Annotated in this window: 17 protein-coding genes and 2 pseudogenes; 7 read left to right on the top strand and 12 right to left on the bottom strand. The window is 49.8% G+C overall.

Translation table 11 applies throughout. The annotated features are described in order from the left end of the window. Positions 1–144: 144 nt before the first annotated feature. The 3 genes from AC6I8J_RS22040 to AC6I8J_RS22030 form a co-directional block, all read right to left on the bottom strand. Positions 145–1,104, bottom strand: coding sequence for an NADP-dependent oxidoreductase (locus tag AC6I8J_RS22040; protein ID WP_425031131.1), 960 nt, complete (start codon positions 1,102–1,104; stop codon positions 145–147). Positions 1,105–1,216: 112 nt separating this feature from the next. Continuing rightward, entirely contained in the window at positions 1,217–2,158 is a 942-nt protein-coding gene (locus AC6I8J_RS22035) for an SDR family oxidoreductase (RefSeq protein WP_425031132.1), read from the bottom strand. Between the two features lie 32 nt (positions 2,159–2,190). Further along, a complete protein-coding gene (locus AC6I8J_RS22030; protein ID WP_425031133.1) occupies positions 2,191–3,252 on the bottom strand; it encodes an alkene reductase in 1,062 nt (353 codons plus the stop codon). A 102-nt stretch (positions 3,253–3,354) separates the two neighbouring features. On the opposite strand from AC6I8J_RS22030, the gene AC6I8J_RS22025 reads away from it, so the two are divergent. Both AC6I8J_RS22025 and AC6I8J_RS22020 read left to right on the top strand, forming a co-directional pair. Next, the gene (locus AC6I8J_RS22025; protein WP_425031134.1) at positions 3,355–4,236 is read left to right on the top strand and encodes a LysR family transcriptional regulator; all 882 of its coding nucleotides are present in this window, start codon (positions 3,355–3,357) and stop codon (positions 4,234–4,236) included. Between the two features lie 306 nt (positions 4,237–4,542). Next, positions 4,543–4,938: a VOC family protein gene (locus AC6I8J_RS22020; RefSeq protein ID WP_497825896.1), complete on the top strand. Its 396-nt coding sequence runs from the start codon at positions 4,543–4,545 to the stop codon at positions 4,936–4,938. 155 nt (positions 4,939–5,093) lie between these two features. Here AC6I8J_RS22020 and AC6I8J_RS22015 read toward each other — a convergent pair whose 3' ends face one another. Continuing rightward, positions 5,094–5,972, bottom strand: a complete 879-nt coding sequence (locus tag AC6I8J_RS22015; RefSeq protein WP_497825968.1) for a DMT family transporter — start codon at positions 5,970–5,972, stop codon at positions 5,094–5,096. Positions 5,973–6,087: 115 nt separating this feature from the next. Here AC6I8J_RS22015 and AC6I8J_RS22010 point away from each other — a divergent pair, with 115 nt between their 5' ends. After that, positions 6,088–7,422 (top strand): aminotransferase-like domain-containing protein, encoded by a 1,335-nt coding sequence (locus AC6I8J_RS22010; protein ID WP_497825895.1) that lies wholly within the window; start codon positions 6,088–6,090, stop codon positions 7,420–7,422. A gap of 197 nt (positions 7,423–7,619) precedes the next feature. Here the strand turns inward: AC6I8J_RS22010 and AC6I8J_RS22005 are convergent, their stop codons facing one another. Continuing rightward, positions 7,620–8,123, bottom strand: a complete 504-nt coding sequence (locus AC6I8J_RS22005) for an SRPBCC family protein (RefSeq protein ID WP_497825894.1) — start codon at positions 8,121–8,123, stop codon at positions 7,620–7,622. A 133-nt stretch (positions 8,124–8,256) separates the two neighbouring features. Continuing rightward, complete coding sequence (locus AC6I8J_RS22000; protein WP_497825893.1) at positions 8,257–9,165, bottom strand: LysR family transcriptional regulator; 909 nt, start codon at positions 9,163–9,165, stop codon at positions 8,257–8,259. A 622-nt stretch (positions 9,166–9,787) separates the two neighbouring features. Here AC6I8J_RS22000 and AC6I8J_RS21995 point away from each other — a divergent pair. Then, positions 9,788–10,741, top strand: a complete 954-nt coding sequence (locus tag AC6I8J_RS21995; protein ID WP_497825892.1) for a hypothetical protein — start codon at positions 9,788–9,790, stop codon at positions 10,739–10,741. A gap of 35 nt (positions 10,742–10,776) precedes the next feature. Here AC6I8J_RS21995 and AC6I8J_RS21990 read toward each other — a convergent pair. Together AC6I8J_RS21990 and AC6I8J_RS21985 are read right to left on the bottom strand one after the other, a co-directional pair. Then, positions 10,777–11,016 (bottom strand): annotated as a pseudogene (locus AC6I8J_RS21990) (transposase); the annotation flags it as partial. Next, positions 11,007–11,123, bottom strand: a pseudogene (locus tag AC6I8J_RS21985) (DUF1281 domain-containing protein); the annotation flags it as partial. The pseudogenes AC6I8J_RS21985 and AC6I8J_RS21990, both read right to left, overlap by 10 nt. 232 nt (positions 11,124–11,355) lie before the next feature. Here AC6I8J_RS21985 and AC6I8J_RS21980 point away from each other — a divergent pair. The 3 genes from AC6I8J_RS21980 to umuC all read left to right on the top strand — a co-directional run bounded on the left by AC6I8J_RS21980 (position 11,356) and on the right by umuC (position 13,526). After that, positions 11,356–11,610 (top strand): helix-turn-helix domain-containing protein, encoded by a 255-nt coding sequence (locus AC6I8J_RS21980; RefSeq protein WP_497825891.1) that lies wholly within the window; start codon positions 11,356–11,358, stop codon positions 11,608–11,610. Positions 11,611–11,792: 182 nt separating this feature from the next. Continuing rightward, positions 11,793–12,242 carry a translesion error-prone DNA polymerase V autoproteolytic subunit gene (gene umuD, locus AC6I8J_RS21975; protein WP_128085881.1) on the top strand — a complete coding sequence of 150 codons (450 nt, stop codon included), beginning with the start codon at positions 11,793–11,795 and terminating at the stop codon, positions 12,240–12,242. Between the two features lie 9 nt (positions 12,243–12,251). Further along, positions 12,252–13,526 (top strand): translesion error-prone DNA polymerase V subunit UmuC, encoded by a 1,275-nt coding sequence (gene umuC / locus AC6I8J_RS21970; RefSeq protein ID WP_497825890.1) that lies wholly within the window; start codon positions 12,252–12,254, stop codon positions 13,524–13,526. A gap of 121 nt (positions 13,527–13,647) precedes the next feature. Here umuC and AC6I8J_RS21965 read toward each other — a convergent pair whose 3' ends face one another. The 4 genes from AC6I8J_RS21965 to AC6I8J_RS21950 are packed head-to-tail and all read right to left on the bottom strand — an operon-like array spanning position 13,648 to position 16,441. Further along, on the bottom strand, positions 13,648–13,980 hold the full coding sequence (locus AC6I8J_RS21965) for a hypothetical protein (protein WP_497825889.1): 333 nt from the start codon (positions 13,978–13,980) through the stop codon (positions 13,648–13,650). Further along, entirely contained in the window at positions 13,977–14,372 is a 396-nt protein-coding gene (locus AC6I8J_RS21960; protein WP_497825888.1) for a hypothetical protein, read from the bottom strand. The genes AC6I8J_RS21965 and AC6I8J_RS21960 overlap by 4 nt, the downstream gene beginning before the upstream one ends. Before the next feature lie 60 nt (positions 14,373–14,432). Beyond that, the gene (locus tag AC6I8J_RS21955; RefSeq protein ID WP_497825887.1) at positions 14,433–15,557 is read right to left on the bottom strand and encodes a ParB/RepB/Spo0J family partition protein; all 1,125 of its coding nucleotides are present in this window, start codon (positions 15,555–15,557) and stop codon (positions 14,433–14,435) included. Beyond that, positions 15,557–16,441 carry a ParA family protein gene (locus AC6I8J_RS21950; protein WP_497825886.1) on the bottom strand — a complete coding sequence of 295 codons (885 nt, stop codon included), beginning with the start codon at positions 16,439–16,441 and terminating at the stop codon, positions 15,557–15,559. Before AC6I8J_RS21950 ends, AC6I8J_RS21955 begins: the two co-directional genes overlap by 1 nt.

The following is a 16,441-nucleotide window of genomic DNA, read 5'->3' as shown; positions in this document are numbered from 1 at the left end:
TGACCCCTAGGGTTCATTGTCCGCTTTGTGCCAAAAGCGGACGTTGCTAACATCGGGATGTACTAATCTGCGGGGAGCAGGCCAATACCTCCCTGTTAATTCATTCTTAATGACCAGCCGTTGTGAAGCATCCTCATTTTCTACTCATTTGAGGGTAAGGTCCGCAACGATCTTACCCGGTGGATGGCCGGTACGGTTGCGCTCAATCGCTAAGGGCAAATCGCCGAGACTAATCACCTCTGCAATTGTTGACCGTATTGTTCCGGCGGCGACATGCTTAGCAATTAAAGCCAGGCGTGCGGTGTCCGGCTTGTTCGACAAAAAGACACTCCGGCGGCCTGGCGGGGCGCGAGAAGTTACGTCCGGAGCAGCAATGCTTACTAAAAGTCCGCCAGGAGTCAGTAGGTCCCAGCACTGATCTAGTACCACGCCGCCGACCAAGTCGATAACTAGGTCGATCTGGCAAGTCAGATGTTCAAGGGTTTGCTGCCGATAATCAATAACGTCATCTGCACCCAGTGCTCGTACGTGCTGAAGGCTCGTGGTCGATGCTGTAGCGTAAACAGCTGCGCCGGCCATTTTCGCGAACTGAACCGCAAAGCCACCCACACCGCCAGCCGCGCCCTGAATCAAAACCCGACGTCCGGACAGGTTAAAATCTGCTGCCTGAGTGACATGCCAGGCCGTCATTGCGGCTACAGGAATAGCTGCCGCCTCGACATCTGACAGCCCTTCCGGCGTCAGGACGAGCTTCCCGGCGTCAATAATCAGAAAGTCTGTGTAGGCTCCCAGGTCACCAAGTGCCGCCATAACACGATCTCCCGGTTTGACGTTCGTGACTTCGTGGCCAGTACGAAGCACAACGCCAGCCATTTCGATGCCAAGCGTCGCAGGCAGGGACAATTTGAAGCGATTACTCAAGTGGCCTTCGCGAATTTTCCAGTCGATTCCGTTTACCCCAGCGGCCTTGACGGACACCAGTACCTCGCCCGGGCCCGGTTCACGCGAGGTAATTCGCTCAACCCTGAGAGCTTCCGGTCCGCCGTAAGTATGCAACATTAAGGCACGGCCACTGTGTTGCGATTTACTAACATTGTCATTCATTCCCGTATCCTTATGGCCAGACGCTGATGCAGTGTGCGGTCCGGCTGACATATAGTGTTTTATTAAACAATGGAGTTTTATCGCGACATTGCTTGATTTGTGTCCCTGCGTTTTAGGTAATGAGCTGCTGATTACGTGCCCATCGAGTGATCGCTTCGTGTGCTGTCGGAGCAGGTCCAAAAAAGCGCTCGTGCCCGGATGTCTCTGAGACATAGAGCCCTGTTCTGAAGAACAGGAACATCTGGATTAGATCGTAACCCAATTCTGAAAATAGCCTGACCGGACGAGCGGCCACCCGAACCACCCACCAAGGAATGATTTGGATCTTCAGGCGCTTGTTGATGACATTAGAGATGATATCGGCCAGTTCCTGCTGATTCTTCGGACCGTCACTCCAGCCAACATCGATTGTCTGATTGACTATATCAGTGCCGCTATAGGTCGCCGCCTTAGCAAGATAGGATGCAAGGTCATCCGTCAGTACGTAGGACCATCGTGTTGCCTTGTCGCCAATGCCCTGAAACTTTCCGGCTTTCACTGCCTTTGCGATAAAGTCTGTACTCTGGTCTAAAAAAGAAGGCGCGCGGACAAATACGTAGGGTACGCCTGACTTTTTGATCAGATCCTCAGCCACTTTTTTGGCGTGGAAATGAGGTACAGCGGACGCAGCTTCGCAGTTCACGATACTGAGAAAAACAAATCTGCTCACTTTTGCCCGCGCTGCGGCCTCAATCAGGTTCTTATTCCCTTGAAAGTCGGTATCAAGGCTGCCCTTCATGTAACTGTTTGCCGTGCTGACAACGACGTCAACGCCCTGCAATACCCGATCCAGCGAAGCCGGATCCATCATATCGCCGCGAACCCATTCTATGATGGCGTCCCCACCTGAGGGGGAGCCCTTTCGCGACATGGCTACGACGGACGCGTCTTTCTCGAGCGCGAGGTTGTGCAGAACCTTTGCCCCGAGGAAGCCTGTTGCGCCGACGACCACGATTTTCGTTCTCGCCGGGGTGATGGTATTCGCAATAGTCGAAAGTTGCGGTGATTGGACCATTATCTGATTTCCTTTAATGAGCGGGGTAGGGTTCAGAGGTCAAGGGCAGGATAATCGGTATAGCCCTCTGCCGTGCCGCCATAGTAGGTTTTGGAGTCTGCGGCGTTCATCCCTGCGTTCGTCTTAACGCGCGCGACGAAGTCAGGATTTGCGAGCACGAACTGACCGTAGGCTTCCAGATCGGCCAGTCCCGTCGCTACGTCGGTGCCAATCTGCTCACGCGGACGGCCTGGACGGTTGACGGTTAATGACTGATGCCAGAGCTGACGGATATCAGTGAGGAGTGCTTCGTTGCCCTGGTGCATGATGTGGAGATAGGCAAGGCCGAGCTTGTCGAGTTCGGCAACGAGGTAACGATAGAGCTCTGGCCCTTCGGCCCCCTCATCGATTCCCCATATCGCCGTACCGGGAGACAGGCGGATCGCAGTGCGGTCTGCGCCGATTTCCCCGGCAATTGCTGAAGCCACTTCGATGGCAAAGCGTGCACGATTCTCAATAGAGCCACCATACTCGTCCGTCCGCGTGTTGGCGCTTGGCGCGATGAACTGTTGGACGAGATAAGCGTTAGCCCCATGAATTTCGACACCATCGGCACCGGCTTCAATCGCAGAGCGCGCCGCATTGCGGAAATCAGCGACGGTCCGGCGCACCTCTTCGGCCGTCAAAGCGCGCGGTGTGGGAATGTCCTGCATCCCGGACATGGTAAACATACCCGTACCCGGCGCGATTGCAGAGGGTGCCACGCCCTGCCGATGGTGCGGAGTGTTGTCTGGGTGGTTCATGCGCCCGGCATGCATGAGCTGGATAAAGATTTTTCCGCCCTTGTCGTGGACAGCTGATGTGACCTTCTTCCAACCAGCGACGTGCTGGGGCGTATAGATGCCCGGCGTCATCAGGTAGCCCTGGGCGTCATCGGAAGGCTGAGTGCCTTCGGTGACGATCAGGCCGAGGCTGGCGCGCTGTGCATAATATTCGGTGGACAGCTCTCCGGGCGTACCGTCGAAGTCTGCCCGGCTGCGGGTCATAGGCGCCATGACAAGCCGGTTGGTCAGGGTGTAGCGTCCAACCTGGACAGGTGAGAATACTGGATTCATTTAGGTTCTCCATTCATGAAATCTCAGTCCACTATCCGCTATTCCGATTACGGGATAAATCCCCTATATTTGAAAACAGTATTCCATTTATGGGGCAATAAGATGGATCATCTGAACGACATGGCTCTGTTCGTGGAGGTCGCAAGGGTCAGGAGTTTCCGAAGGGCCGCGGAAACTCTGGGCATTCCTAACTCCACCCTGTCTCGCCGGATCAGTGAGCTGGAAAAGGCAATTGGTCTTAGGCTGTTGCATCGCACCACGCGTAAGATTGAGCTGACAGAGGCGGGCCAGCTTTACTACGCGCAAAGCAAACATATCGTTGATGAGGCCCGGCTCATGCATGAGCGGCTCGGCGAGATGCTTGAGCAGCCGAGTGGGATCTTAAGGGTTTCGCTACCTGTCGATTTTGCCACGCTTTACCTTGCATCTATCATCGTCGATTTTTCCGTGCACTATCCCGGGATCACGTTTGAGTTCGACCTAACTCCACGCCGTGTCGATCTTGTGACGGAACCCTTCGATGTCGCGATTCGTATGGGTAAACTTAAAGAGTCGGGTCTGATCGCTCGTCTTATAGGACGGCACTCACGCCACCTTTATGCATCCCCGGGCTATATCGAAGCATCAGGTAGACCTGCTACACCTGAGGATCTGGCTGCACATGAATGCATCTGTATGACAAGGGTATCGACCTGGAATTTGCATCAACGGATAAACAAAGTAGATGTCGAGGTGGGCGTTCGTGGCAGATTCACGCTCAACAGTGTTGGGATGATCCGCACTCTCGCCATCAAAAATCAGGGAATTGCAATGCTTCCGGAGGAGATTGTTGCAGATGATCTGGCTGCTGGCAGGCTCATGCGCGTTCTTCCTGAGTGGAAAGGCTCGGACGTCAGCATTTATGCCGTGACAGAAACGCGTCTTACGCCGGCTAAAACCCAACGCTTTATTGAATTTCTGTCTTCCAAACTAATGCAATCCTGAGGAGCTATTGTTAAGGTCCGCCTGTAAAACGGAAAAACTTACTACCCTATGACTGTATTTTGTATAGACCGTTTCAATACTGGACAGTAAGTGATGGTGGTAAGTGGACCTCATTTGACTCGTTATCGAACACTATGAGTTGGAGCGTTTAAGTATAAATATGACTGGCGTTTCCTGCGTGACTTTAAGTCCGCTTTTCGCTCATAGCGGACATTCTTATTTTGACTCATCAATGCAGCTAGTAGCGTTCGATTGTGTTAGAAAATTGTTTCAAGACAGCTGTGTCTGAAACCTGATGGAGCAGAAATGAGAACGCAAAAACGATGCATGGGTTATGTGGCCATCGTGGTCGACGACTATGACCGCGCAATTGAGTACTACACCGACAAGCTGGGCTTTACGCTGGTAGAAGACACGCCGCAACCGGGTAAGCGCTGGGTTGTTGTGACGCCGAATCCGGAAAGCGACTGTAATCTTCTCCTGGCCCGTGCTTCAAACGAGCGGCAGGAAGGCTTTATCGGCAACCAGTGCGGCGGGCGGGTATTCCTGTTCCTGCAGACTGACGACTTCTGGCGCGACTATAACGCCATGAAGGCGAAGGGCGTCCACTTCTGCCAGGAGCCGCGAGAGGAGGAGTACGGGATGGTCGTTGTGTTTGAGGACATCTACGGCAACCGTTGGGATCTTTACCAGAACAAGTAAAATTAAATCTCTGAGGGTCAGGTTACCAATGCGTAATCGGTCCCAATACCAGGTCCGCTTTTCGCTCTATGGCGGACATCACCTACGCACAGTCCGATTTGTGCCAGAAGCGGACATTTTAAGGAATCTCAAAAGACAGGAGAAGTGGCCGTCGCTTAATGTGCAAATCTGCGCGAGCCGATTACACAAAGGATCACGCCAAGCGTTATCATAATCATCACCGGGCTAACTGTTTCAGAAAGCAGCGTTGCCGAAAGTCCGAGACCGAAGAATGGCTGCAGCAACTGTAATTGCCCTACAGCGGCGATGCCCCCAGCGGCCAGCCCCCTGTACCAGAAAATAAAACCGATCAGCATACTGAACAGCGATACATATCCCAGCGCAAGCCATACCGGCAGGCTTATATCACTAATGCCCTCCGGTATCGTCTCAATGGTGGCAACCAACATCACAGGCAGCGCAATGATCAGCGCCCAGCAGATAACCTGCCATCCCCCCAGCTCACGCGAAAGCTTCGCGCCTTCGGCATAGCCGAGGCCACATACAACGACCGAGGCAAGCATTAGCAGATCGCCGGTTGCAGATATAGCCCCACCCTGGAATAAGGCGAATCCCATCACCAGCAGGCTGCCAGTTCCAGAAAATATCCAGAAAGCCAGCCTGGGCCTTTCGCCTCCTCTGACAACGCCAAAAATAGCGGTTGCCATGGGCAAAAGCCCTAGAATCACAATGGAGTGAGCCGAGGAAACATGTCGCAGCGCCATTGCTGTTAGAAGAGGAAAACCAACTACTACGCCCAGGGCAACGATAATCAGGGAAATCAGCTGGCTCCACTGCGGGCGTGTTTGTCTCAAAAAAAGAATCAGCATAATGGCTAGCACACCGGCAACTGAAGCACGTAAAAAAGTCAGGAAAAAGGGATCCATTTCCTGGACTGCTATGCGGGTTGCGGGCAAAGAACCACTGAAAATGACCACTCCCGCCAGCCCGCTTAACCAGCCTGACTTCAGACCTGAATTGGTTTTACTTACCATATGTTTTGCCACACCAGACCTCTTTCAGTTCATACAACGTTTTTAATAAAGTTGACATCTCCCATGCTAAGTTCCAGCATTCATTACAATCAAATAATTGTCATAGATACAATTTATGAAAGCGCGATACAAAGTCATCGTGGATGAGTTCGCATCCGCTATCCGAGCCGGCACGTTTCTGCCAGGCACACGTCTGCCTACTCATAGAGCGCTGTCGACTGAAAAACATGTGTCTCTGGCAACAGCTACCCGCGTTTACGCTGAGCTGGAAGCCATGGGTCTTGTGAGCGGAGAAACTGGAAGAGGGACTTTCGTCAGAGAGATTTCTCTGCCTGCGGGGCTGGGGTTAGATCAGCACGCAGTGGCGTCAGATGTGCTCGATCTGAACTTCAACTATCCTTCCCTGCCGGAGCAGGTAGAACGATTACGCGACGCAATGCGACAGCTGACCACATCAGGCGATCTGGCTTCCCTGATGCGATACCAGCCTCATGCGGGCAGACAAAGCGACAGAGAGACAATCGCGACATGGCTTCATGGCACCGGCCTGAATACTTCAGCCGATGATGTTTTAATCGTCAATGGCGCGCAACACGGTCTTAGCGTTGCCGTGATGGGGCTGCTGAAACCCGGCGATGTAGTGGCTGTTGACGCGCTGACCTATCCCGGCTTCAAAGCTTTGGCCAGCCTGTACCACCTTGAACTTGTGGCGATACCCGCCAGTGCCAGAGGACCGGATCTGACTGCACTCAGGCATATCTGCCAGCGCAGGCGCCTCCGTGCGGTTTATACGATGCCGACGCTGCATAACCCGCTTGGCTGGGTTATGAATAATGCCCAGCGCAGGGAGCTGGCCCTGATTGCCAGAACGTTCGATCTGCTCATCATAGAAGATGCGGCCTATGCTTTTCTTATCCGCCGTCCCCCTCCGCCACTTGCCACTTATGCGCCCGAAAGAACGGTTTACGTAACCGGTTTTGCCAAGAGCATTGCCACAGGCCTGCGTGTAGGTGCCGTAGTATGCCCCGCTGGCATGCGTATCGCCCTGGAGCGGGCCATCAGGGCAACGACCTGGAATACCCCCTCTCTCATGGTTTCGATTGTCTGCGGCTGGATTAAAAATGGCACTATAAAGCGCTTTGAGTCGCTGAAAAGACGCGACGCCCGCCAGCGTCAGGCGCTGGCCCGAAAAATACTTACGAATAGTGAATGGGTAAGCCATGAAAACTCTTACTTTATCTGGTTACTGCTACCTCAGGAGGTAAGGTCTGACAGACTTGTCTATCGGTTGATGCAGCAAAGCATCTCCGTTTCTACAGCAGAACCGTTCAGTACCTCAGATAGCGTGCCGCATGCTATTCGCCTCGCTCTTGGCTCAGTCACAATGACACAGCTGAGCGAGGCACTCACTACGATTAAAGAGGCTATTGAGTATGAAAAAGATTTCTGAAAGAGTGTCCGCTTCTCGCTCATAGCGGACATGGGCCAACGTGTAAGTCCGCTTTGTGCCAGAAGCTGACTTTTGCGGAGGCATTCAAAAAAGAATAGAGTTTACCTATCGCCCCCAGTATAAGAAGCCTTGATATTAACGTCATTGAGGTGGCGAGTACGTGCAACCTCAATGATCTGACCATGGGAAGTAATTAATTATCTCGCCGCTTTAATCAGGCCATCCAGCCATTCCTGATGACCATTCAGCATGGGGTTTGGGCGCGTATTTGCCAGCTCTTTCGCGGGGTTCCCATTCTGGGTTTCCTGAGTCAGGATTCGAACCCGATTATCGGTAAGATCTTCCAATAACCAGGCATGATGCACATCGAGGCGTTCAGCGGTATTTTGCTCTCCGGACCATCCGTGCCATGCCAGGCGAGCAGGTTGGTTTTCTGCGGGCGGAATAAACTCCACGACCTGAGCTTCAACAGGAAAACCAAAGGTGCTGAAATAGAAGCGCACTCCCTCTTCCAGTTCCGGTCCTTTATTGTCATAAAAACGTACATCGGCGGAGTTTTTATAGTAGTCCGGCCATAGCAATGGCTGAATCAGGAACGGCCAAACCTCCTTGACGCTCAGACCAGAGATGATCATTTCATTAGAGACAAAATTATCGGTAAAACCCGGAACAAAAGCTTGTGGCCAGTTAATCGCGTTCATAAATTTCTCCAGTTACGATAATTGATTGCACTGTATGTGCCGTTACGGCGGCAACGTGATGACAGTCATTATTGGCGCAATGGAGTTATAAGACGAATTATAATTAATTATGATATTAATAAGTTAACTTATATCAAGACTCGGAATATTGGCTGACTTCTACGCATAAAGCACGAACCCACTGATGACCGGGGTCACGATGGGTGCGTTCATGCCAGGCCATGCTCTTAGTAAAGCCAGGTACTTTCAGGGGCAAAGGGAGTATGACCAGGTCGTTGTTAGTCAGGATCATGCGATGAGGCACAACGGCAATCATATTGGTCAGTCGCAATATGTCAGGTATCACCAGAAAACTATTAACCGACATACCCACTCGTCGTGTCAGGCTAAGCTTAGCCAGTGCTTCATCTGTTACACCGGTGAAGTGACCTTCTGTAGACACCAGAATATGTTCCTGTTTGCAGAATTGTTCGAGCGTCATTTCCGAATTCGCTGCCAGAGGGTGATGGCTTCGTGCTACGCAAACATAATCTTCTTCATAGAGCGCTCTACCGTGCAGGTCGTCGGGAGTTGTTTGCGGTGTAATCAAAGCCAAATCAACTTCGCCTTGGGACAACTGCTGATACATTCGCTCATTATCCACCGACCGCACGGCGATTTTGATATTCGGTGCACGTTGTTTCAGCGCAGCCATCAACGGAACGACAACGGCGTTCAGTGCATAGTCCGTTGCGGCGAGGGTATAAGTCAGTTCCGCCGTCATGGGGTCAAATTGCGTCGGCTTCAGCAGAATGGCGATATCGGTGAGGATTTGTTTTACCGGTATAGAAAGTTCGTTGGCCCGCAGTGTAGGGACCATACCGTGACTGGTGCGAACAAAAAGTGGATCGCCAAAATAATCACGCAAGCGAATAAGCATGCCACTGACGGCGGGCTGCGTCAGAGAGAGGCGCTGAGCAGCCCGAGTCACGCTTCCTTCATCCAGTAACGCATCAAGAGCCTTAAGAAGGTTAAGGTCGAGGGTTCTGATATCATTTTTCATAATGAAGCAGCCTGATAGATATAACAATTTTAATTGAGGCTAAATGCTCAGGAAAAGGCTGTCTATAAGGTTTAAGGTTATTTTTCTTTTGCCTGCACTTCCGTTTCAGGATGATAGTCCTAGTACTGTTCAGTTCGCTCCTCGCTCAAAGCAGACCTTCACTTTGCCTGTCCTTCGAAAATGGCCCTTTTAATCCTGTTCTCCGCTTGCAAGTTAAGAGGGTATCTTATCGTTAACCTGAGAGATGCCGCCGGTCGGGGCGGCATCGGGTGAAAATATCAGGGCCGGTAATCTTCCTACCCGCAGTCGCTGCGGTCACAGATGACGGGCGCAGACGGCGAGCCGCTCACCGTCCACTCATCGAGGAACCGCAGTCCGGCTATCTGATATAGGTTGTTTAGTGCAAAAGAAAGGCCCGTGATATCATCAGCCAAAACAACATCTAAAAGTGAAAAAAATGGATAGGCTGTACGAGCTGGGGAAAAGATTTGATCGATTATTATACATGAGCATCATTGTGGTTGTTTCTAGTTTTCTTACTTGCTCCTTATTAATCACATTAAGCAGCCAAAACCTGTTCGCATTAATAAATTCATACAAAGATATAAAGCATCAAATTGAGATGAATAAAAGCGAAATAGAATCAATTGAAAAACAAATATCAGCTATCAATGAAAACGTTTCGTACATACTAGGCTTGCAGGAAGGAATGGAAAAGGTAGGGATCAAAGCAGGGAAGAGTAAATCAACGATAGAGAATGAGTATTTCTCCATCAGGAAAGATTCAATAAATAAGAGTTTAGCTAAGCTGGATCTTGATGAAGTAAAATCAACCAGTGAACTAAATGATTTCATGTACAATGTATTAAAGAAAGAGATTATAAAATCAAGTACGGGGTATGTTGCGCGCAATGAAATAGAGTCGGGGCTTCCTGAAAAGAATAAAATCTCCAATTATCATGAAGCAATAGACTGGTTAGACAAAAAAATAAAGGATGAGAGCAATTCAAAAATAGAGATAGTTAACATAGAATCAACACTAACTATCCCATTTAAAATAGGTGACATGGCGTCTAGCGTATCGTTGATAGGTATAGCGACAATAGCGAGTTATGCCATGCCTGTATTCATGGTTATTTGGTTAGGCTCGCTATTCGTTACACGAAGAATCGAGATTATGAATCTGAATAAAACAAAGGATATATCGATGGTATACCCACATATATTCAATTTATTCATAGTGGAAACAACCAAGTCACAAGATTTAAACCTTTATCTTTTGGGTGATAAAAAAGTAAAAGAGCAGATAAACTCTTCTATATCCATGATAAAAGTAATAAAAGGGTTTGTTTTTTTGTCGCTAGCATTTGCAATGTGTGGCCCGTTGTATTACGGGGAGTTCGTTTACTTAACAAATTACAACTCATCGTCTTTATCTCTATTCTTAGTCACAATGTTTTGCATAATAGTCAATGCTATACAAATAATTGGATATGTTTATTTTGAATCAATTTCTTCAAACGTAATTTATGGAGTAAAAAATGGTATAGTTAGTGAGTATGAAAATAAGATTTAAGATCTTGTAAATAATTCTGTGTAACTGCTACCACGTCAACGGTGATCGCTCAGGCGGTCACCGAACTCGATAATAAAGCGGCTCATCGCCAGCCGCCAGGTCTGGATCGGCATACTCCATTTTTTCGATGCCGACTGGATTGCCAGATAAATTACCTTTCGCACTGAGTCATCTGTCGGGAACACCTTGAGTTTTTTAATGGCGGCTCGGATCACGCTGTTCAGCGATTCGATGGCATTCGTGGTGTAGATAGCTTTTCGGATGTCAGGCGGATACCCTCTCCTTCCGCCCGCGCATATGCAGGACGCACCTCTCCCCGCACCTGAATCACGTTCTCCGCCAGGCCGGTCACATGCAGCCTGTTTGCACACCAGTTAGGCATGATTTGCTCTTCAGTCAATGGATTGCACGGCGCTGCCCGACGGCAAGGAGCGTGATACTCCGGAATTTGAATGGCTATAACAGCTGTCAGGCGACCCGAATTAATTACTTGCAGAACCGATAAAGAAAATCGGCGGCAAAAAGTGAGTATAGAAATGAATTTTTGATTTAAAAAAAGTGCAGTTTCTGCACTTTTCGAGAATAATACTTTTTCACTTAACGGGGGGTATTTAATGACAGGCTGGCAGCTTAAACTCTGGCGCAAGAGTCTGCTTTGGAAAAGGGAACGTGCAGCAGCTGAACTTGGCGTCAGCCTGCGTACTTACAAAGATTATGAAAATGCGGATACGGTAAAACGTTCGATAGCACTGGCAACCGTTACGCTGTCACTAATTAACGTGTTGCCATCAATACAAAGTCAGGAGATCAGCAGTGAAAGCATGGTGCATTTAATTAACCAGATGATCAGCACTGTAGACGAAAAATAAAATTCCATTATTTTCATGCACATGCCTAGCTAAAGCATGATAGCTGTTTCGCTTTGCTTGTCACATAAATTTGCCTCCATAATACTGTATAAATAAACAGTAACCAAAGGGAGGGAATTTTCTATGCATTATTTATTTAAACAGGTTCTGACCGCGTCTTATCACGTCAGGAATACGGGACTATGAAACCGGCAATCTATGCTGAGGGCCTGACGGTTTTGTGGCCAGCCCTTTTCACGCCGCCTGTGAAAATCCCTTTATATGGGGAATACTGCCCCGCAGGCTTCCCTTCCCCTGCCCAGGATTACGTTGAAAAAGAACTCGATCTCAATGAGCTCTGTATTCGCAGAAGGGCGTCGACCTTCTTCGTCCGTGCCAGTGGTAACAGTATGCAGGATCTTGGCCTTTGTGATGGCGATGTCATGGTGGTTGATCGCGCCGAACAGGCCTCTCACGGTGATATCGTTATAGCTGAGGTTAACGGTGAATTCACTGTTAAGCGGCTGCAGCTTCGCCCGCGCCTTGCGCTGCTGCCCATGAATCCTGCTTATGCCGTTATCTATCCGGAAGATCTGCAGCTGCTCGGCGTCGTTACCTGGTTCTTCAGCAGCACGCGTGCACGCGGGAGGTAACCCTTGCACATGTTCGGACTGGCCGACGTCAACTCGTTTTACGCGAGCTGCGAGGCATTATTCCGTCCCGATCTGCGTGGTAAGCCAGTCATCGTACTCAGCAATAATGACGGCTGCGTCATCGCGCGCAGTGCTGGGGCCAAAAAACTCGGTATAAAAATGGGCGCGCCCTGGTTTCAGATTAAGGCGCAGGATTATGCAGAGCGGGTGCATGTCTTCAGTTCAAATTACGCGCTGTACCACAGTCTCAGCCAGCGGGTTATGACGGCTTTGGAAGAAATGACACCCCGCGTGGAGCAGTATTCCATCGACGAGATGTTTCTGGACCTGACCGGTATCGACGGCTGCGAAGACTTTGAACATTTTGGTCGGCGCCTGCGCGAGCATGTGCTGGCTACGACCGGCCTGACAGTAGGCGTGGGTATGGGTCCAACCAAGACGCTAGCAAAAAGTGCTCAATGGGCGAGTAAGGAATGGCCACAGTTCCGTGGCGTACTGGCGCTGACTCAGGGCAATATCAGGCGTACTGAAACGCTTCTATCAAAACAGCCAGTGGAGGAAGTCTGGGGAGTCGGCAGACGTATCGGTAAACGGCTTAACCTGATAGGCATCAGTAATGCTCTGCAGCTGGCGCACGCGCACCCTGCCCTTATCAGGAAAAATTTCAGTGTTGTGCTTGAGCGGACCGTGCGTGAGCTGAACGGTGAATCCTGTATCCCACTTGAGGAGCTGCCGCCTGCTAAGCAGCAGATTTGTTGTTCAAGGTCTTTTGGAGAGCGCATTACCTCTAAGATACTCATGCAGCAGGCGATTTGTCAGTATGCGACCCGCGCTGCAGAGAAGCTAAGAGGAGAACGTCAGTTCTGCAGGCGCATCAGCGTTTTCATCCGGACATCACCTCACGCAGAGAATGAGATTTTCTATGGTAACAGTGCCGGCGAGAAGCTCAGCCTGCCGACTCAGGATACACGCGATATTATTGAGGCCGCTATACGATCGCTTGATCGTATCTGGTTAGAAGACCGCCGGTACATGAAAGCCGGCATTATGCTCGATGACTTCACCCCGAATGGCGTCAGTCAGCTGAATCTCTTTGATGATGTGCAGCCACGGGCCAATAGTGCACAGCTGATGAAGGTGCTGGACGGTATCAATCAGTCCGGGCTGGGTAATGTATGGTTTGCAGGACAGGGAGTGAGTACAGAGTGGAAGATGAAGCGGGAGATGCTTTCGCCGGCCTGGACCACACGGTGGGATGACATCCCTATTGCTCGCGTCTTGTGAGAATGAGAAAGCAAAGATTTTGGGTTGTTCGCTTTATCCGGCATGCTCTGCCGGATATTCTCTTGCGGTAAAACTGGCTACAGAAGCAGCGTTAAACCCATTGCAGATTTCGCATGCGAAATTAGACTTGTCGTCTCAACAGGGTTTTCACTGAGTCAGTCAGGCTGTAATGCTGTTTTGACCAACGTCCGCGGGAAACTCTGCCCATTACAATAGCCTCGTTTTCCGGGTCTCTATCGTCATAATATTGGATTTCAATGATGCCTGATTCCTTCAAAGCGGCGGCAACTGAACGAATGTTTGTACGGATATACCCACTTTGATTCTCAAACTCATCAAGATTCAGGCCACTTAGATTTTTATCAAGCCCATCAGCAAGCGCAAACACAAGCCGTGAAGCCAGTGAGCGTCTTCCGGTATCAGCTAAAGCGTTATCAAGTTCAGTGAAAGTCATTCTGGTTTCACAGCCATTTTCTTACGTACCCGATAATGCTGGTCTTCCTCGATGGCTGCAGCTACCCAGCCCGAAGCAATTTTCAGGTCGATATCTGCAGGCAGACTCTCTGACAGTCTGTCCAGATTCACACCAGATGACAGCTTTAAAATAAGGGACGCAAAGCCGGCCCATTCCTCATTACTTACGGGGCGCCATCCTCGTTTGAGCATCAGGTCAAACGCGGCCAAAGCTGCCCACAAAGGAGGCTGTTTGCGTTTATTCCACTCACTCAGAGCAGCACCAGGTACAGCAAGTTCTCGCGAAATGATATTCAGATGTCGCGCATGTTCGGTCAATGTTCTGGCTGCTTCAGCTGCACTTTGATCTTCGTCTTTTGCCCATATTTGCACGATGCTCCCGCGGAAACTGGGCAGATAGCTGCTGAAAAGGTGTTGAGGAGTATGCTGGCATTATTCAGACCTCAGGCCTATGAGCTCTACATCGCTGGCGGGCACATACAGCTCACCTTCAGCGGTTTTAAGCCATATAAAACCAAACTCATCGGGCATCTTATGAAGCAGGACAGTCACTTCAGTACCGTTGAACTTCACTACTGGAATTAAAGAGCACGGTACATCAGCGGCCTGATACTGGTTTTTTTTATCACTCGGAGAAGTATTACCAGATTCAGTAGTGAGAGCTTTCGCATGCGAAATCTTAGTTTCATTATCTGGCTGGAGAACATCATCACCGCTTTGAGATTTCGCATGCGAAACCTTAGTCGATGCTCTACTGACATCACGCCCTTTCAACCGATCCAGTTCCTTTTTAACCTGGGCCCGGGTCAAGGTGCTGCCAGCGTTATGCTTTTCAATCAGCCGGTCTGACGCACCTGAATCTATGTTGTCGATCTGAATCAACGTGTAAGCAAGATCTACATCAGAGATGGATTTATTTTTCAGCAGGGCCTTTATCTTTTCAGGTGCCGAGCCAATACGGATATGTTTGCTGACAAAAGCTGTAGGCTTGCCGAGTGAGCGGGCGATTTCCTCCCCTGTCATATTGAAGTCTGTTTTCAGCTGTTCAAAAGCCAGCGCGGTCGCCAAAGGCTTGAGCCCCGATTGCTGCAGGTTCTCGATAAGCTGCCCCATGATGCGCTGCTTTTCATCTTTCGGCGGCCGACCAACATAGATATCAATAAATTCATCACCGCGCTTTTTCATTGAACGGATACGCGTAGCGCCAAACCATACGCGGTAGCCCTTACGGTCTTTAGGAAAACAGCGGGGGGGCGTCAGGTTACCGAACTCACTGAACGAATCAACCATGCCGGAAATGACCTCCTCATCAAAATCATCTTCCGGACGAACCTGCTCGACCTCATAAATTTCATCAGCTCTGACGCGCACGATCTGCCCCTCAGGCTCCAAACCAGGGCGGGCAATTTCTGCCCGAATCCTTGATGCTTCTGGCGTTCCAACCGGAGCAGGTGCATTACGGGCTGCTACACTTGCGGCGACTTCAGGCATGGCGCTTACAGCCGGACCGGAAGTTTTGAGCGCGTTTAATTTCTTCTGAAACTTACTCGCAGCCATCAGTGAACTCCCTGTGTCAGTTGAACAATCTTCTTACTCAGTTCCTGATACTGCAGCGCAGGCTTACTTGATGGGGAGTACTCTTTAATGGTCATGCCAAGCTCAATAGCTTCTTTGGCAAGATTTTTTACCCATGAGATATAAGCAAGCACCGTTTCCGGTCCATAGTTTTTCTCCTGCAGGATGTCAAAAAGACGCTGCAGGTTTTCTGTCTCTACCGCGGTCAGATAGCCATCAAGGAGAGGCTGATTGTAGTTCTGAACATTCGCCTGGGTGATATAGGTTCCCAGGTATTTAAGTTCCGGGTTGTAATTTTTACGAATACGTTGCATGTACGACAGCTGCTTTCCGACGCCAATACGTGATGATTTCTCCAGAAGAGTTGGGATCAGCAGATAATCAGCAACAAGATGAGAGGCAATCAGAAGGTTGTTATATTCTGGCGCCGAGTCGATAAAAATGTAGTCGTAGTGCTTACGCAGCTCACTGATGCGTTCTTTAAAATCGAAGATACAGTCCTGCGGACGATAGTTAATTTCATGCAATTCGTTGGTCGAACCGATGATGTGGCGTCCATCTGGCAGCACATGAGGATTAACTTCTGTATCAGGGAAGAATAACTGGAAGGCATTTGCTTCGCCGGGTGTAAAGGTGTTACCCAGCGGGTCTTTATCGATAGAGAGCGGCAGCGCATCTGGAAATGTCCTTTCCGTCAGCCCGGATGTGGTATCGAAATCAATCATGCAGGTCTGCATTCCCATGACCTGCAGGTTGTATGTCAGCTCATTGGTTGACTGAGATTTGACGACGCCACCTTTTTGATTTCCAACAATGATGACAATTCCTGCTTTTGCTTCCATAGCTACATCCTCAAGATTTCGCAT

It is taken from the genome of Pantoea sp. X-Soil-ISGK-355 (assembly GCF_059730805.1).
The sequence above is the reverse complement of the archived record's forward strand: the minus strand, read 5'-3'. Positions and strand labels throughout refer to the sequence as shown.

What these genes read in the sequence shown, in the direction of transcription:
- AC6I8J_RS22040 (WP_425031131.1), bottom strand. Translation starts at nt 1,104, where the DNA reads ATGAATGACAATGTTAGTAAATCGCAACACAGTGGCCGTGCCTTAATG.
- AC6I8J_RS21995 (WP_497825892.1), top strand. Translation starts at nt 9,788, where the DNA reads ATGAATAAAAGCGAAATAGAATCAATTGAAAAACAAATATCAGCTATC.
- AC6I8J_RS22020 (WP_497825896.1), top strand. Translation starts at nt 4,543, where the DNA reads ATGAGAACGCAAAAACGATGCATGGGTTATGTGGCCATCGTGGTCGAC.
- umuD (WP_128085881.1), top strand. Translation starts at nt 11,793, where the DNA reads ATGAAACCGGCAATCTATGCTGAGGGCCTGACGGTTTTGTGGCCAGCC.
- AC6I8J_RS22030 (WP_425031133.1), bottom strand. Translation starts at nt 3,252, where the DNA reads ATGAATCCAGTATTCTCACCTGTCCAGGTTGGACGCTACACCCTGACC.
- umuC (WP_497825890.1), top strand. Translation starts at nt 12,252, where the DNA reads ATGTTCGGACTGGCCGACGTCAACTCGTTTTACGCGAGCTGCGAGGCA.
- AC6I8J_RS21965 (WP_497825889.1), bottom strand. Translation starts at nt 13,980, where the DNA reads ATGACTTTCACTGAACTTGATAACGCTTTAGCTGATACCGGAAGACGC.
- AC6I8J_RS21950 (WP_497825886.1), bottom strand. Translation starts at nt 16,441, where the DNA reads ATGCGAAATCTTGAGGATGTAGCTATGGAAGCAAAAGCAGGAATTGTC.
- AC6I8J_RS22035 (WP_425031132.1), bottom strand. Translation starts at nt 2,158, where the DNA reads ATGGTCCAATCACCGCAACTTTCGACTATTGCGAATACCATCACCCCG.
- AC6I8J_RS22025 (WP_425031134.1), top strand. Translation starts at nt 3,355, where the DNA reads ATGGATCATCTGAACGACATGGCTCTGTTCGTGGAGGTCGCAAGGGTC.
- AC6I8J_RS22000 (WP_497825893.1), bottom strand. Translation starts at nt 9,165, where the DNA reads ATGAAAAATGATATCAGAACCCTCGACCTTAACCTTCTTAAGGCTCTT.
- AC6I8J_RS22015 (WP_497825968.1), bottom strand. Translation starts at nt 5,972, where the DNA reads ATGGTAAGTAAAACCAATTCAGGTCTGAAGTCAGGCTGGTTAAGCGGG.
- AC6I8J_RS21955 (WP_497825887.1), bottom strand. Translation starts at nt 15,557, where the DNA reads ATGGCTGCGAGTAAGTTTCAGAAGAAATTAAACGCGCTCAAAACTTCC.
- AC6I8J_RS22010 (WP_497825895.1), top strand. Translation starts at nt 6,088, where the DNA reads ATGAAAGCGCGATACAAAGTCATCGTGGATGAGTTCGCATCCGCTATC.
- AC6I8J_RS22005 (WP_497825894.1), bottom strand. Translation starts at nt 8,123, where the DNA reads ATGAACGCGATTAACTGGCCACAAGCTTTTGTTCCGGGTTTTACCGAT.
- AC6I8J_RS21980 (WP_497825891.1), top strand. Translation starts at nt 11,356, where the DNA reads ATGACAGGCTGGCAGCTTAAACTCTGGCGCAAGAGTCTGCTTTGGAAA.